Origin of the sequence: Neoroseomonas lacus (assembly GCF_014644535.1) — a bacterium.
GTDB lineage: Bacteria > Pseudomonadota > Alphaproteobacteria > Acetobacterales > Acetobacteraceae > Neoroseomonas > Neoroseomonas lacus.
Window position 1 is genome coordinate 98,739 of the sequence record NZ_BMKW01000010.1, and the last position, 14,495, is coordinate 113,233.

Below are 14,495 nucleotides of genomic sequence, written 5' to 3' on the forward strand. Positions count from 1 at the left end.
GCAAAAGAGCGCATGCACCCTACCGTCGTCATCCTCGGCCGGCCCAATGTCGGCAAATCCACGCTGTTCAATCGTCTGGCGCAGCGGAAGATCGCCATCGTCGACGACACGCCCGGCGTCACCCGCGATCGCAAGGAAGCGCCGGCGCGGATTGCCGGGCGCGACGTGACGCTGGTCGACACCGCGGGGCTGGAGGAGGCGCCGCCCGATACGGTGGCGGGGCGGATGCGCAACAGCTCCGAGGCGGCGCTGCGGGCGGCCGACCTGGTGCTGTTCGTGATCGACGCGCGCGCGGGGCTGATGCCGGCCGACCGCGCCTTCGCCGCCTGGCTGCGCCGCGCCTCGCTGCCGGTGCTGCTGATCGCCAACAAGGCCGAGGGGCGCGGCGGCATGGCGGCGGCGATGGAGGCCTTCGAACTCGGCCTCGGCACGCCGATCGCGGTCAGCGCCGAGCACAATGAGGGCCTCGGCGCGCTGCATGAGGCGGTGGCCGAGGCGTTGGGCGAGGCACCCGACGAGGATGAGGATGAGGACACTGGCGACGACCCCGAGCGCCCGCTGCGCCTCGCCATCGTTGGCCGCCCGAATGCCGGCAAGTCCACGCTGCTGAATGCGCTGATCGGCCAGGAGCGGATGATCACCGGCCCCGAGCCGGGGCTGACGCGCGATTCCGTCGCGGTGCAGTGGCGCGATCCGACCGGTGGGCTGGTGCGGCTCGTCGATACGGCAGGGATGCGCAAGAAGGCGCGCATCGAGGAAAAGCTGGAGCAGATGTCGGTCGCCTCGACCTTGGGGGCGCTGAAGGAAGCCGAGCTGGTGCTGCTGGTGGTCGATGCCCTGCTGGGCATGGATGAGCAGGACCTGCGCATCGCCCGGCTGGCCGAGCGCGAGGGCCGCGCCGTGGTGATCGCCTTCAACAAATGGGATGCTGTCGAGGAGCGGACGGCGACGCGCCAGAAGCTCGATGACGTGCTGACCGCCTCTCTAGCGCAGCTGAAGGGCATCGCGGTGGTGCCGCTGTCGGCGCAGACCGGGCGCGGGCTCGACAAGTTGATGCCGGCGGTGCGTGCGGCCTATGCGCTGTGGAATCGGCGCATCCCGACCGGCGAGTTGAATCGCTGGTTCGAGAACGCGCTGGCGCGGCACCCGCCGCCAGCGGTCAGCGGGCGCCGCGTGAAGCTGCGCTATGCCACCATGACCAAGGCGCGACCGCCCACCATCACGGTGTTCGGCACACGGGCGGAGGAAATCCCGGAAGAATACCGCCGCTACCTGGTGAACAGCTTCCGCGAGGCCTTCACCATGCCGGGCGTGCCGGTGCGCCTCCAGTTGCGCGGCACGAGCAATCCGTATCACGAGAAGGACTGAGCGGCTGTCTGGAGAGCCCGTCAACGGGCCGCGCGACCATGAAGGGCCGGCAGAGGTGCGGGCACCGGCATGGCGTGGCACTGCCGCACATTGTATGTTTCAGGTTCAACTATCGGGAACTGTGATACCTGCCACATGAGCGAGCAATCCGGCCATCTCCTTGATTCCCTCACTGGCCGGCAGCGGCTGCTCGATCGCTTCGATCGGCTCGAGAAGCTCCTCAAGGAGCAGGCCGAGCGCGCCGAACACATCGAGCGGCGGCTCGAGGAAGCGATCGCCTATTTCGCCATTCGCTCGAACCGGTTGATGGACAGCCAGTCCGTCTATCTCGGCGACAACACGGCCGTCACCTTCCTCGAGAACGGCATCCGCATCCTCGTCGACACCCGCAGCATCGATATCGGCATCCATCTGCTGACGCTCGGACGGTGGGAGACGGCCTACACTTCGCTGTTCACCCGGTTGGTGAAGCCCGGCAACACGGTGATCGACCTCGGCGCGAACCACGGTGTCTATGCGCTGCTGGCGGCGCAGATCGTCGGCCCGACCGGACGCGTCGATGCCTTCGAGCCCAATCCGCGCCTGTCCAAGCTGGTGGACCTGTCGCTGCGGCTGAACGGCTTCGCGTCCTGGGCGCGGGTGCATGCGCTTGGCGCTTCGGAAGCGATGGGCACGGCGCGGCTGGTGTTCAACGACAATTTCTCGGGCGGCGGGTCGGTTGCGCTGGCCGGCAGCGCGGCCGAGACGCGCCCGGGCGTCGAATGCCGCCTGGTCGCGCTCGACGACATGTTCGCCGACCCCACCTATCGCCCCGACGTCATCAAGATGGACGTCGAAGGCCATGAGGGCCGGGCTTTGCGCGGCATGCGCCGCATCCTCGAACGCTCGCCCGATGTGCGCATCATGATGGAATTCGGGCCGGCCATGATGCGCAACGCGGGGGTCGGCGCACCGGAGGTGACTGCGTTCTTCGAAAGCCTTGGCCACTCTGCCTGGACCATCGACGAGCAGGGCGGCGTGGTGCCGACCACATGGGCGGCGCTCGCCGCGCAGACGGACGGGCTGCAGAACATCCTGGTGGCGCGCGTCGAGCCAACGTGAGCCGAAACGGAACGAGACGGGCACCATGAGCAATACCGATACTGTCAAAGAGACTGAGAACGACATTTTACCGGTTCCGCGCGCGGAGGCGGCGAAGGGCGGCGCTCAGGCCGCGGATACGCGTCCGATCTTCTTCCTGCACATCCCAAAGACGGGCGGCAACACGGTGGTGTCCCACTTCCTGTCGTTCCTGCCAGTTGAAAGCGTCTTCCCTCCGCCACCGCAGCTAACGCTCATGGATCCAGATTTCGCGCCCGCGCGCGCGCGTATGCCGAGTCTGGCGTTCCTGCACGGGCATCTGCGCGTTCCTGTGCAGAGACTGATGCCACCGGAAGACCTCCGCATCGCCACCTTCATCCGCCACCCGGTTCGCCGCGTCGCCTCGCACTACTTGTATTTCCGATACCGGACGGAACTGCCGATGCATCACGTCGCGAAGCAGCTGAGTATCGCCGAATTCCTCCGACACTACCCGCTCTACATCGATAACCCGCAATCGCGGTACCTCGCGCAGGCACTAGGTCGGCGCGGCGCGGATCCGCGTCAGGGAGTCGAACTCGGCGCCACCCTGATAGAAGATCTGGATTTCGTCGGCGTGACGGAGCGAATGCAGGAATCACTCGACGCCATGTCGGAGCACTATGGGGCACCGAGCTTCCCCGCGCAGCGGCTAAACGAGGGACAGGCGTCGCGCGATGAGATCGAGGCCTGCGAGGCAGTGCTGCGGCGCGACGAATGGCTGATGCGACTCAATGCCGACTTCAGCCTGCGCCAGGCAGCGGAGGAGTGGCTCGACCGCTGGCAGTCCAATCGCCGCGCGGCGCGGGCCAGCGCAGATTTGCTAGCCGGTCTGCGCGGCATCGGTCCCAAGCCCTGGGTCCTCTCGCAAATCGAAGATGCCGGCATCACCTTCCACGAAGGCTGGTATGCGCAAGGCTGGGTCGGCGAGGCTAGGTCGGAAAATCAGTACTGGTGGTCGTCCGCATCGCCAAGCCTGCTCGTTGCATCGGCCAGCGGCCGCCCGGTCACCGTTCGCATGCATGTGCTCGAGACGATGAAATTCGACGCCGCACGGATTCGCGTGATGATCGGAGATCATACGGTGAAGGTCGAGGCCGCTCTGCTCAATCCCGGCGTAGAGTTGAACTTTCACGTCGATGCGGAGACCTTCAAGCAGCATGGCAACGCCGTCCTCGTCAGGCTGATTGGGCCGAATGGGCCGAATACCTCGACCTTCGCTGCGATCGACCCGACCAGCAACGACCATCGCCCGCGCAGCTTCGCAGTGCGCAGCATAACATTGCTGCCGGCCTAGGGCTGAATGGCGATGCCGGGATGCCGCTCTCGTGAAACGGACATGGGAGCCTGAATATGGTGGCGCTTCCGAATTCGGACGCGGCGGCGGCGGCGCTGCAGGTCATACTGGCCAAGGTGCATGCTGCCGCCGTTCGCGGTGACGGCCAGGCGGCCAGCGAAGCGACGGCCCTTCTCGTGCGCCGCCCCGTACCGCCGCGCCAGGTGAAGCGGATCGTCGTGGCCGCGATCAACCTCAACAGCCGGGACTTTGTTGCGGTCGCCGCGCGGGTTGCGGTGGGCGCCGACATGCCGCCCAGGATTCGCGTGAACATCGCCTGGCGGCTCGCGATCACTGACTTCGCGGCGGAGGCGCTCGCGGTGCTGCTCGCCGATCCGCAGATCTTGCCGGACCCTCGGTTCGTACGAATCAGCAACATCATCCTTGCCGAGGTGCGTAACCGCGGTACCTCAGCGTCCCTGGTGACCGAACAGGCCGAGGCACTGCTGCGCCGGTTGCTGCCCACAGAGACACCGCCCTTCGTCGCATCGCCGTACGGCTATCCCGGTAATGCCGCCGCCAAGGCGTGTATGCTCGGCGACCAGACTATCGTGCATGTGGCGCCCGGACTGCCCGTGACGATCCTCACCGAAACCACAGAGGCAATCGCCAGATTCGAGCGCATGGCCACGACCGCCCAGCACCCCAAGGTCAAGATGCTGACCGACGTGTTCGTCAACCGAACGGGGCAAATATGGACCCGCGAAGGCCGGGTGTTCCGTGCTTACAACAGGCCGATCCCCCCTCAATCCCGCGCAGCGGAAGCGACGGCGCGGGAACTCGCTCAGGCCGCTCTAGCGGTCGAGTCTCACAACAATATCTTCCATTGGCTTGTTCAATGGTTCCCGTCGCTTGCCTGGCGCCTCGGCGATGCGGCGAGCGACATGCCCTTGCTGATCCGCGACGAAGCTGCGCGCTTCCTGCACGAAAGCCTTGAGCTGGGCGCGGTCTCGTCGCTGCCGATCGAGTCCACTGGCGATGCCATCATGGTCCGCCAGCTCCATCTCGGGGATCCGCGCTTAGTGCTGTTGGCGCGGCCTGGCCTCGCCGGACCACTCTACACGCGTATCCGCGAACGGGCGGCGTCCACTACGCCCGCCGCCGAGATGCGGCCGATCTATATTTCCCGTCGCGATACGCAAAAGCGGCCGCTTGTGAATGAGCCCGACCTCGAGGCCGCGCTTGCGGAGCGGGGCTTCGATATCCTCACAATGTCGTCGCTGAGCTTCGCCGAACAGGTCGCACGGGTTGATGCGGCCACTATGGTTGTCGGAGCGCACGGCGCCGGCTTCGCTTTGCTCGCTACGGCGCGGCCGGGCCGCGAGGTGGTGGAAATCGTGCCGTCCTTTCGCGGCGACATGCAGATCCGCGTATGCATGGCCAATATCTCTCGCATCGTCGGGCACCGCCACCACCTGTGGCTGGAGCCGATGCCCGCGACGACGGCCGGGCACTGGAGCGTTGCACTCGACCCCTTCCTTGCCCTCATCGACCGCCTGCGGGCGGGGCGAGCGTGACGAGGGAGCGGGACACCGCGCTGATGTGCTACCGGGTGCGGCCATGACCGACCTGCTTTTCGCCCTGTCCAAGATCCTGTGGTTTCCGGCACGCCCCGGCCACTTCGCCATCATCATCGGCTTCATTGGCCTGTTCATGGTCTGGCGCGGGCGGCGCTCGGGCCGCTGGCTCATCCTTGCCAGCCTCGGCTTCTTTTTCCTGCTGGTGGTCACGCCGGTGAACCAGTGGCTGCTGCTGCCGCTGGAGGACCGCTTCGCCCGCCCTTCTCCGCCGCCCGCCCATGTGGACGGTATCATCGTGCTCGGCGGTGCGGTGGAGCAGAACATCACCGAGGCGCGCGGCATCCCCTCGCTCAATGGCGCGGCGGAACGCATGACCGAGGGCGTCATCCTGGCGCGGCGCTACCCGGATGCCCGGCTGGTGTTCACCGGCGGCCAAGGGTCCTTCGTGCATGGTGGCCTGACCGAGGCGGATGTGGCGCGGCAGCTCTGGACCGCGATGGGCGTTCCGCAGGACCGCGTCATCTACGAAGACCAGGCGCGCAACACGCATGAGAATGCGGTGTTCACCTACCGGATGGTGCAGCCCAAGCCGGGCGAGGTGTGGCTGCTGGTGACCTCGGCCTCGCACATGCCGCGATCAATGGCGGTGTTCCGGGCGGCGGGCTGGCGCGACATTGTGCCCTGGCCGGTGAATTACCGCACCGGGCATTCCTGGGCGGCCTGGTACGACGCGCCCTTCCCCGAGCGGCTCGGCCAGCTCGAATGGGGCATCCGCGAATGGATGGGGCTTATCGCCTACCGACTGATGGGGCGGACGGAGAGCGTTCTGCCGGCGCGGGAGTAGCGCTGCCGCGCTCGACCTCGCGCCAGCGGGCGACATTGCGGTTGTGCTCGTCCAGCGTGCGGGAGAAGGCATGCCCGCCGGAGCCGTCGGCGACGAAGTACAGGTAGTCGTTCGCGTCGGGGTGCAGCGTAGCGCCCAGAGCCGCCTTGCCGGGGCTGGCGATCGGGCCCGGCGGCAGGGCGCGGTTGCGGTAGGTATTGAAGGGGTGGTCGCGGTCGAGGTCGGCGCGGCTGATCGGCCGGTCCATCGGCGCGCCGGCGGTCGCGGCATAGGCGACGGTGGGGTCCGATTGCAACGGCATGCCGCGGCGCAGACGATTGATGAAGACGCCGGCGACCTTGGCGCGCTCATCGGGCTTGCCGGTCTCGCGCTCGACGATGGAGGCGAGGATCAACGCCTCGCGCGGGGTGGTGAGCGGCAGGTCGGGGGAGCGTTTGGCCCAAGCCTCGACCAGGGCGCGGTCCATCGCCGCATCGGCTCGGCGGACGATGGCCGCCCGCGCCTCACCCCATTCATAGGCATAGGTTTCGGGCAGCAGGTCGCCCTCGTCGAAGGCCGGGACCTCGCCGGTCAGGCCCTCGGTGCGTTCCAACAGGACGCGGATCTGATGGGCGGTGAGGCCCTCGGGGATGGTCAGGCGACGCTGGACCGGACGTTCCTCGCGCAGGATGTGCAGCACCTCGGCGAGCGGGGCGGCGGCGGGGAAGCTGAATTCGGCGGCGCGCAGGGGGCCGGCGTCACGGGTCAGCCAGGCGGCGATGGCGAAGGTCCGGGCATCGCGGATCACACCCCGTTCCAGCAGGGCTTCGGCGATGCGCTCGGTGCCGCCACGCGGGATGACGATCTGCGCGGGCTCGGCAAGCGGGCCGGGGCGGTTGTAGGCGCGCCAGCCGGCGGTCGCGCCGAGGCCACCAGCGGCCAGCAGGATGATGCCCACGAGGAGGCCAAGCAGCGCGGCGGCGCGGCGGCGGCGGGGCGCGGGGATTGGCGGTGTAGCCTCGCTCATGCGGCGCCGGGCCTTGTCATGTGCCGCGCAGGGGCGCCGCCCCATAAGCGCGAGGATGGTGATGTCGCGCGGCGGAACCGGAGAGGGCTTTGCCCCCTCCAGACCTCCCCCACCAAAGGCCTAAGGGCCTTTGGACACCAATACCTGGTGTTCGGCGGGAGGGTGTCTGCGGTAACAGAAGGCGTCCTGGGCATGGAGGTGAATTTGGGCACTGAACCCGCCGGGTAAACCAAGTATCAAGTATCGGTGTCCTCAGGGCATCAGGCCCGCGAAAGGCTGATTCCTGATGCGGGGAAGCGGGGTCAGTCCGCCTTCTCACTGTACGATCCGCGCCCGAATCGACGTTCCAATGCACAGGTAGGTCACAGCGGGCAGGGCCAAGTGACGGTGTCCAGAGGCCTTTGGTGGGGTGGCCTGGAGGGGCAAAGCCCCTCCAGTCGTCCTGCCCCGGACGGCGCCAGCACCGAGATCAGGGTGCGGCGCGGAACACGATGCTGGCGTTGGTGCCGCCAAAGCCGAAGGAGTTCGACAGCGCGATGTTGATGTTTCGCGGCTGGGCCTGCAACGCGACGCGGTCGATGGCGCTTTCGCGCGACGGCTTCTCCAGGTTCAGCGTGGGCGGGGCGACCTTGTCGCGGATCGCCAGGATCGAGAAGATCCCTTCCACCGCGCCGGCCGCGCCGAGCAGGTGGCCGATCGCCGATTTGGTCGACGACATCGCGACGTTGCGGGCGTCGTCGCCGAACAGCCGCTCCACCGCTTCCAGTTCCAGATCGTCGCCGAGCGGCGTCGAGGTGCCATGGGCATTGACGTACTGGATGTCCGCCGGGGTGATGTTGGCCGAGGCGAGTGCGGCCTTCATGGCGCGGAAGGCACCTTCATGACCCTCGGCCGGGGCGGTGATGTGGTAAGCGTCGCCGGACATGCCGTAGCCGATCACCTCGGCGTAGATTTTCGCACCGCGCGCCTTGGCGTGTTCGAGTTCCTCGAGCACCAAGACGCCGGCGCCCTCGCCCATGACGAAGCCGTCGCGGCCTTCGTCCCAGGGACGGGAGGCAGCTGCCGGCGTGTCGTTGAAGGCGGTGGACAGGGCGCGCGCCGCGCAGAAGCCGGCCACGCCGAGTTCGCACACCGCCGCTTCGGCACCACCGGCGACCATCACCTCGGCATCGCCGAGCGAGATCAGCCGGGCCGCGTCGCCCAGCGCATGCACGCCGGTCGCGCAGGCCGTGACGACCGAGTGGTTGGGGCCCTTGAAGCCGTATTTGATCGAGACTTGGCCGGAGGCGAGGTTGATCAGCGCCGAGGGGATGAAGAAGGGCGAGATGCGCTTCGCCTTGCCGGAGACGGCAAGCTGCGCGGCCTCATGGATGGTCTCTAGCCCGCCGATGCCCGAACCGATCATAACGCCGGTGCGGCAGCGGGCTTCCTCATCGGGCGGCACCCAGCCGGAATCCTCGACCGCTTCCGCAGCCGCGACGAGCGCGAACTGGATGAAGCGATCCATCTTCTTCTGATCCTTGACGGGGATCCATTCGTTGATGTCGAGCCGACCATCCGCCTTGACGCCGGTCGGGATCTGCCCGGCGATCTTGGCGGGCAGCGTGGTGGTGTCGAAGGACTGAATGCTGCCGATGCCGGATTCGCCGGCCAGCATCCTTTTCCAAACATGCTCGACACCGAGGCCGAGCGGGCAAGCGATGCCCATGCCGGTCACGACAACGCGTCGCGGCGAGAAACCGTTCTGGAACACGCGCTTTACCCCCTGGGCCAGTCTCGGGCGTTACTCGCCCTTCTGCTTCTCGATGTAGTCGATGGCATCCTTCACGGTCGTGATCTTCTCGGCCGCATCGTCGGGGATCTCGACGCTGAAGGCTTCCTCGAAGGCCATGACCAGCTCGACCGTGTCGAGGCTGTCGGCGCCCAGGTCGTCGATGAACGACGCCTCGGGGGTGACCTTGGCTTCTTCGACGCCGAGGTGCTCGACGACGATTTTCTTCACCTTCTCGGCGGTGTCGCTCATCGTGTTTACTCTCTCCGTTCTGCCGGGCCTGACCCGTGCGAAAATACCGTCTGCGTTCCGCCCGGTACCGGCCGGACTCGTGCCCCGGGCCCCCGCGGAGCTCGGCGCTTATCATGGAAGCGTAGCGCGGCCTAGGCGGTCCCACCGCTTCCGGTCAAGGCTCGGTTGCCGGCGGGCCCGCCGCGATCGCCGATGTGCCCACGGCGCCACACTCCCCAGGCGGGGGCACATAGACATCGCGGGATGAAAAGCAAAGGTGCTGGCGCGGCGAGGCCGGCCAATACCGGCTTCAGAGTCCGTTTGGAAGCGCGCCTTTCGGCGCGTCTCCACGTCCGATCACCCACCTCAGTATCCTGGACCGGGTGACCGGGCGGGGATGCGGGCCGGTGGCCTGCATTCCAAACTGCCTCTCATGCCAACGGCACGAGTCTTCAACTCGTGCCGCGGCCACGAATGCGGCCCGCCGGTCGTGCGGCGAAAGCCAAGTAAACCGGAGGTTTGCGCCACCCGGTTGAAGGTACGAACAAGCTGATACCAACGGTCGAAAATTTCGGCCGATGGTATCAGTCGACCGTGATCCTGGCCTGGCGGATCACCGTCGCCCAGCGCTCGCGCTCCCAGCGGATCAGCCGCGCGAAGCCTTCCCCGTCGAGATCCGACGGTTCGGCGCCTTCGTCGCGCAGGCGGCGGATCACGTCGGGATTGGCGAGCGCCGCGCGCAGCGCGGCAAACAGGCGCGCCTTCGGCTCGGCCGGCGTGCCGCGCGGCACCAGCAGCCCGTACCAGGCGGTCGCCTTGTAGCCAGGCACGCCGGATTCGGCGACGGTCGGCACATTGGGCAGCACCGCGATGCGCGTCTCGCCAGTCACCGCGATGGGGCGCACCTGGCCGCCATTGATCAGGCCCACCACCGAGGGCAGCGTCGTGATCATGAAGTCGAGATTGCCGGCGACCACGTCGGTCAGCGCCGGGGCGGCGCCGCGGAAGGGCACGTGTTCGGCGCGCAGGCCAGTCATCTGCAGCAGCAGGGCCGCGGCCAAGTGGCTCGCCGAGCCGTTGGACGCCGAGCCGTAGGTGGTGTCGCCGGTGCGGATCTCGGTCAGCAGCTCCTGCAGGTTCTGGGCGCGTGATTTCGGGCCGACCACCACGACGAGCGGCGCATCGGCGACCAGGCCGATGGGGTCGAGTGCCTGTTCGGGGTCGATGCGCATGTTGCGGAACAGGGAGACATTCACGCTCATCGGGCCGTGATTGCCCATCAGCACGGTGTAGCCATCCGGCCGCGACGTGGCGGCGGCTTCGGTGGCAATGTTGCCGCCGGCGCCGGGGCGATTTTCCACCACCACCGGCTGGCCGAGCGTGCCCTGCATGGAAGCGGCGACTGTGCGCGCGATGAGGTCGGTGCCGCCGCCCGGGGCGAAGGCGAGCAGGATGCGCACCGGGCGGCTCGGGAAGGCAGCCTCCTGCGCAGCGGTGGGCGCCGCGATGCTGGCGGCGGCGCCGATGGTACCGATCAGGGTCCGGCGGGTAATCATGGGGGTGCCTTTGCGTGTTGGGCCGGCCGATGCCGGCATGGGCCTCCGCCGCTGTAATCCGATCGCCGCAGAAGGTGAAGCGGCGGCGACTCGGGCCGGGTATTGATCCAGCGCGCCCGCCGCTGTCCCCTGGGGGGCGATGACCGAGCCCGACCCGCCGCCCCGTCCCGTACCCACCCTGCTCGACCTGTTCCTCACCTACGGCAGGATCGGGCTGATCGGGTTCGGCGGCATCAATGCCTGGGCGCGGCGCGTGCTGGTCGAGGAAAAGCGCTGGCTGACCGACCAGGAATACGCCGAGACGCTGGGGTTGGGGCAGGTGCTGCCCGGCCCGAATGCGCTCAATGCCGCGATCATGGTGGGCGACCGGTTCCATGGCACGGCCGGGGCGATCGTCGGCCCCGGGGCGATGTTCGGCGGGCCGCTGCTGCTGCTGGCGGGCCTGGCGATGTTCTACGACGCCTATGGCGACGTGCCGGCGGTGAAGGCGGTGCTGGCGGGGGTTGCGGCGGCGGCGGCGGGGATGGTGCTCGGCACCGCGGCCAAGATGACGCAGAAAATCAGGCCACCCCCTGCCCTGCTGGCGGTCGGGTTGTGCGCCCTGCTGGCGGCGGGCGTGTTCCGGGTGCCACTGCCCTATGTCGTGCTGGGGCTCGCCCCCTTCGGCATCCTGGGCGCCTGGCGGGCGCTCTCGGCCAAATGACCGCCGCGGTCTTCTGGCAACTCGTGCTGGGCTTCGGCGCGATCTCGTTGGTCTCGGTCGGTGGCGGCATCGCCGTGCTGCCTGAGATGCACCGGCTGGTCGTCGAGGTGCATGGCTGGATGTCGGATGCCGACTTCGCCCAGCGCTTCGCCCTGGCGCAGGCGGCGCCGGGGCCGAATGTGCTCGTTGTCGGGCTGTTCGGGTGGCATGTCGGCGGCGTGGCCGGGATGTTGACGGCGACGTTGGCGATGACCTTGCCGACTTCCTTCCTGGCCTTCGCCTTCTCGCGGCTGCGCACGCGGCTGGCCGGGCGGTTCTGGCTGCGGGTAGTGGAGCGCGGGCTGGTGCCGATCGCGGTCGGTCTGATCGGCGCCTCGGGGCTGATCCTCGCCCAGGGGACGGCGACGGGGTGGGTGCCGGTGGTGTTGACGGCGTGCTCGACGGTGTTCGTCTGGCGGACCGACTTCTCACCGCTCTGGGTACTCGGCGCCGGGGCGCTGGTGGGGCTGGCCTTCCTCTGATGCGTTATCGAGTCGCTATATCGTTTCAATGTCGGTATCATTAAGCTAGTTTGCTGAAGCGCGGATCGTCTCGGGACGCCAGACGCAGCGCAGTCGAACAATGGCGTCTCCCTTGGCATCCGCATCCTTCGCGCGTGTGGGAGGTCTGCCCCGATGCCTGTCCATCGCCCCACATCTCGTTTTTCCGGCCGGCCAATGCGGCAATCGTGGTGCGGCGGTTTCGGCCACGCGGAAGAGTGGTCCGATTGATGGTGCGCCATCATGCCACCGCCGCGATGGCATGGGCCGATGGCGGTCGAACCGCGAGCCGCCCCCGCGCGGCGTGGCGGCCACCCGGCCCACGCGCCCTGGCCGCCTTCTGGGGCGTGGTGCTGATCGGCGCCGCGGCGGGTGCGGCCGTGTTGGAGTACCTTGGGCCGCCGGTCGCCGGGAGTGCCGCCGCGGCCAGCGGCATCGAGCGAGGGCTCGGCTTCGCCGCGGCGGTATCGATGCCCGGCCCGGCAGCGATCGCCATGCCGGAACCACCGGCCGCGCCGAATGCCCTGGGCGACGCCACCATGGATGCCGCCGGGTCCTTTCCCGCCGCCGCGCCGGTGACGAGTGAGCCAGAAGTGCCGGTGCTCGTCCTGGCCCCTGCGGCAGAAGAACCGCCAGCGGCGCGACTGGCCGGCGCGCGCCCCGAACCGGAGGAAGCGCCAGCGGCGGATCCGGCCGCCACCGATGCGCCTCAGCCATTCGCCGCGGCCGCCACGCTGGCGATACCGCTCGCGGAAGCCGCCATCGTCCCGCTCGAACCGCCGGTGCCATTGACCGACGGCCAGTTGCTGCCGACCGACGCCGGCACCGGGGCGCGCGGCGACGATTCCCCGGGCATGGGGCCGCAGCCAGAGACCTCGGCCATCGCACTGATGCTGCCGGAGGGCAGGGCTGGGTCGGGCATGGCGCCGGCGGGCGAGCCGGCACCCGTCATCGGCATGGACGAAGCGGCCGCCACCTCCGTCGCCCCGGAATCGATGGAGGCGATGGAATCGGCCGTGGCGATCATCGCACCACCAGCCGAGGCACCACCGCCGGCTGTGGTCGAGGCGCCGATGCCCGAGCCTCGCGCGGTGGTGATGGAGGCCGTGATCGACCAGCCGACGCCCCTTGCAACAGGCGCCGCGGCGCCACCACAGGCCGTGGAGCCCCCGGCTGTCGCGCCCGGTGTGACGGAACCCGACCGGGCGCCCGTGGTGGTCGCCAGCCTCGAGCCAGGGCGTCCGAGCGCCGACACCGTGGCCTTCGACACGGCATTGCCGGCCCCGGACGTCCCGTCGCCGGTCATGGCGCCGCCGCGGACCGTGGCCGAGCCAATGCAAGACGTGTCGCCAAGGCCTGCCGACGCCGCCACCGGGCCCGAAGCGATGGCCGCTGATGCCTTGGTGACACCAGAGGCAACGGCTGACGCCCCGGCGACACCCGAGGCGGCGACGAACGCATTGGTGACGGCCGAAGCAGCCATGGACGCCACCACATCGCCAGGACCGACAACGGACCGTCCTGTCGGACGCGAGGCCGAGCCGAGTGGCCCCGCAACGCCGGAACCGGCCCCGGTCGCGGCCGTAGCGCCCGAGATGGCAGCGCATGCAGCCGCAACGCCGGAACCTGCCACTGTCGTCACCGTGGCGCCCGGCCCGGCGGCCGACACCGCCGCAGCGCCGGAACCGGCTGCTGCTGCCACCGTTGCTCCCGACCTGGCGGTCGACGCCGCCGCAACGCCGGAACCGGCCGCTGTCGCCACTGTAGCGCCCGATCTCGCGGCCGACGCCGCCGCAACGCCGGGACCGGCCACTGGTGCCACCCTGGCGCCCGAGACGGCGGCCGAAGCCGCCGTAGCGCCAGGGCCGGCCGCTGTCGCCGCCGTAGCGCCGGATCCGGGAGCCGAAGCCGCCGTGACGCCCGAAGTGGCCGCGCTCCCCGCTGCAATACCCGACGCGGCAGAGCATGCCGCCGGCACCACGCCGGCCGCGCCGGGACACGTCGCGCTCGCGCCTGACATCGCCGTCGCCTCGCCACCCGACGCCGCGCAACCGCCGGCGCCGCCCCCCAAGGCAGCCCTGATGCCGAGTATCGTCGCCCCACACCCGCCGCCATCGACCGAGCCGCCCGCCAACGCTGTCGTGCTGCCGCAACCAGCGACGCCGCCGGTCGTCCCGCCAGCGGCCCTGCCGCGCCCGCCGTCGCTGTCGCCCGCCATGACCGCGGCGCTGATCCAGCGCGGCCACGAGATGCTGTCGGTCGGCGACATCTCCGCCGCGCGGCGGCTGTTCGAACGGGCGGCCCATGCCGGCAGCGGGGTGGCGGCGACGGCACTCGGGCGAACCTATGACCCCCGCGTCCTTGCCGCCCTCGGCGTGCATGGGATCCGGCCCGACGCGGCGGCCGCAGCCGAGTGGTACCGGCGCGGCGCCGCCTCCGGTGACGCCGAGGCCGCAAGCCTGTTGCAGGGCCTGCCCGCGCCGCGGGCACCATGACGAGGGA

The 14,495-nt window shown here is 69.1% G+C and carries 12 protein-coding genes; 8 read left to right on the plus strand and 4 right to left on the minus strand.

Translation table 11 applies throughout. The features are described 5' to 3' along the window. Positions 1 to 12: 12 nt before the first annotated feature. The 5 genes from der (at position 13) to IEY36_RS19845 (ending at position 6,187) form a co-directional block, all read left to right on the plus strand. Positions 13 to 1,368 carry a ribosome biogenesis GTPase Der gene (der, locus tag IEY36_RS19825; protein WP_188969988.1) on the plus strand — a complete coding sequence of 452 codons (1,356 nt, stop codon included), beginning with the start codon at positions 13 to 15 and terminating at the stop codon, positions 1,366 to 1,368. 135 nt (positions 1,369 to 1,503) lie between these two features. Next, a complete protein-coding gene (locus IEY36_RS19830; protein WP_188969990.1) occupies positions 1,504 to 2,469 on the plus strand; it encodes an FkbM family methyltransferase in 966 nt (321 codons plus the stop codon). Positions 2,470 to 2,494: 25 nt separating this feature from the next. Continuing rightward, positions 2,495 to 3,784, plus strand: a complete 1,290-nt coding sequence (locus IEY36_RS19835) for a sulfotransferase family 2 domain-containing protein (protein ID WP_188969992.1) — start codon at positions 2,495 to 2,497, stop codon at positions 3,782 to 3,784. A 56-nt stretch (positions 3,785 to 3,840) separates the two neighbouring features. Next, a complete protein-coding gene (locus IEY36_RS19840) occupies positions 3,841 to 5,340 on the plus strand; it encodes a glycosyltransferase family 61 protein (RefSeq protein WP_188969994.1) in 1,500 nt (499 codons plus the stop codon). Positions 5,341 to 5,383: 43 nt separating this feature from the next. Further along, the gene (locus IEY36_RS19845) at positions 5,384 to 6,187 is read left to right on the plus strand and encodes a YdcF family protein (protein WP_188969996.1); all 804 of its coding nucleotides are present in this window, start codon (positions 5,384 to 5,386) and stop codon (positions 6,185 to 6,187) included. Here IEY36_RS19845 and mltG read toward each other — a convergent pair. The 4 genes from mltG to IEY36_RS19865 all read right to left on the minus strand — a co-directional run bounded on the left by mltG (position 6,132) and on the right by IEY36_RS19865 (position 10,751). Next, complete coding sequence (gene mltG, locus IEY36_RS19850; RefSeq protein WP_188969998.1) at positions 6,132 to 7,193, minus strand: endolytic transglycosylase MltG; 1,062 nt, start codon at positions 7,191 to 7,193, stop codon at positions 6,132 to 6,134. The genes IEY36_RS19845 and mltG overlap by 56 nt on opposite strands. Before the next feature lie 469 nt (positions 7,194 to 7,662). Beyond that, positions 7,663 to 8,946, minus strand: a complete 1,284-nt coding sequence (gene fabF, locus IEY36_RS19855; protein WP_188970000.1) for a beta-ketoacyl-ACP synthase II — start codon at positions 8,944 to 8,946, stop codon at positions 7,663 to 7,665. Between the two features lie 30 nt (positions 8,947 to 8,976). Further along, positions 8,977 to 9,216, minus strand: coding sequence for an acyl carrier protein (locus IEY36_RS19860; protein ID WP_188970002.1), 240 nt, complete (start codon positions 9,214 to 9,216; stop codon positions 8,977 to 8,979). 563 nt (positions 9,217 to 9,779) lie between these two features. Next, the gene (locus IEY36_RS19865; protein ID WP_188970004.1) at positions 9,780 to 10,751 is read right to left on the minus strand and encodes a Bug family tripartite tricarboxylate transporter substrate binding protein; all 972 of its coding nucleotides are present in this window, start codon (positions 10,749 to 10,751) and stop codon (positions 9,780 to 9,782) included. Positions 10,752 to 10,890: 139 nt separating this feature from the next. Here IEY36_RS19865 and IEY36_RS19870 point away from each other — a divergent pair, with 139 nt between their 5' ends. From IEY36_RS19870 to IEY36_RS19880, 3 genes are all read left to right on the plus strand, one after another. After that, entirely contained in the window at positions 10,891 to 11,454 is a 564-nt protein-coding gene (locus IEY36_RS19870) for a chromate transporter (protein ID WP_188970006.1), read from the plus strand. Beyond that, positions 11,451 to 11,975 (plus strand): chromate transporter, encoded by a 525-nt coding sequence (locus tag IEY36_RS19875; RefSeq protein WP_188970008.1) that lies wholly within the window; start codon positions 11,451 to 11,453, stop codon positions 11,973 to 11,975. Before IEY36_RS19870 ends, IEY36_RS19875 begins: the two co-directional genes overlap by 4 nt. A gap of 248 nt (positions 11,976 to 12,223) precedes the next feature. Then, on the plus strand, positions 12,224 to 14,488 hold the full coding sequence (locus IEY36_RS19880; RefSeq protein ID WP_188970010.1) for a hypothetical protein: 2,265 nt from the start codon (positions 12,224 to 12,226) through the stop codon (positions 14,486 to 14,488). Positions 14,489 to 14,495: the final 7 nt, after the last annotated feature.

Excerpts from the sequence above, each read along its gene's own strand:
- IEY36_RS19870 (WP_188970006.1), top strand. The coding sequence starts at position 10,891 with ATGACCGAGCCCGACCCGCCGCCCCGTCCCGTACCCACCCTGCTCGAC.
- IEY36_RS19830 (WP_188969990.1), top strand. The coding sequence starts at position 1,504 with ATGAGCGAGCAATCCGGCCATCTCCTTGATTCCCTCACTGGCCGGCAG.
- IEY36_RS19875 (WP_188970008.1), top strand. The coding sequence starts at position 11,451 with ATGACCGCCGCGGTCTTCTGGCAACTCGTGCTGGGCTTCGGCGCGATC.
- IEY36_RS19840 (WP_188969994.1), top strand. The coding sequence starts at position 3,841 with ATGGTGGCGCTTCCGAATTCGGACGCGGCGGCGGCGGCGCTGCAGGTC.
- IEY36_RS19865 (WP_188970004.1), bottom strand. The coding sequence starts at position 10,751 with ATGATTACCCGCCGGACCCTGATCGGTACCATCGGCGCCGCCGCCAGC.
- IEY36_RS19880 (WP_188970010.1), top strand. The coding sequence starts at position 12,224 with ATGGTGCGCCATCATGCCACCGCCGCGATGGCATGGGCCGATGGCGGT.
- mltG (WP_188969998.1), bottom strand. The coding sequence starts at position 7,193 with ATGAGCGAGGCTACACCGCCAATCCCCGCGCCCCGCCGCCGCCGCGCC.
- der (WP_188969988.1), top strand. The coding sequence starts at position 13 with ATGCACCCTACCGTCGTCATCCTCGGCCGGCCCAATGTCGGCAAATCC.
- IEY36_RS19835 (WP_188969992.1), top strand. The coding sequence starts at position 2,495 with ATGAGCAATACCGATACTGTCAAAGAGACTGAGAACGACATTTTACCG.
- IEY36_RS19845 (WP_188969996.1), top strand. The coding sequence starts at position 5,384 with ATGACCGACCTGCTTTTCGCCCTGTCCAAGATCCTGTGGTTTCCGGCA.
- IEY36_RS19860 (WP_188970002.1), bottom strand. The coding sequence starts at position 9,216 with ATGAGCGACACCGCCGAGAAGGTGAAGAAAATCGTCGTCGAGCACCTC.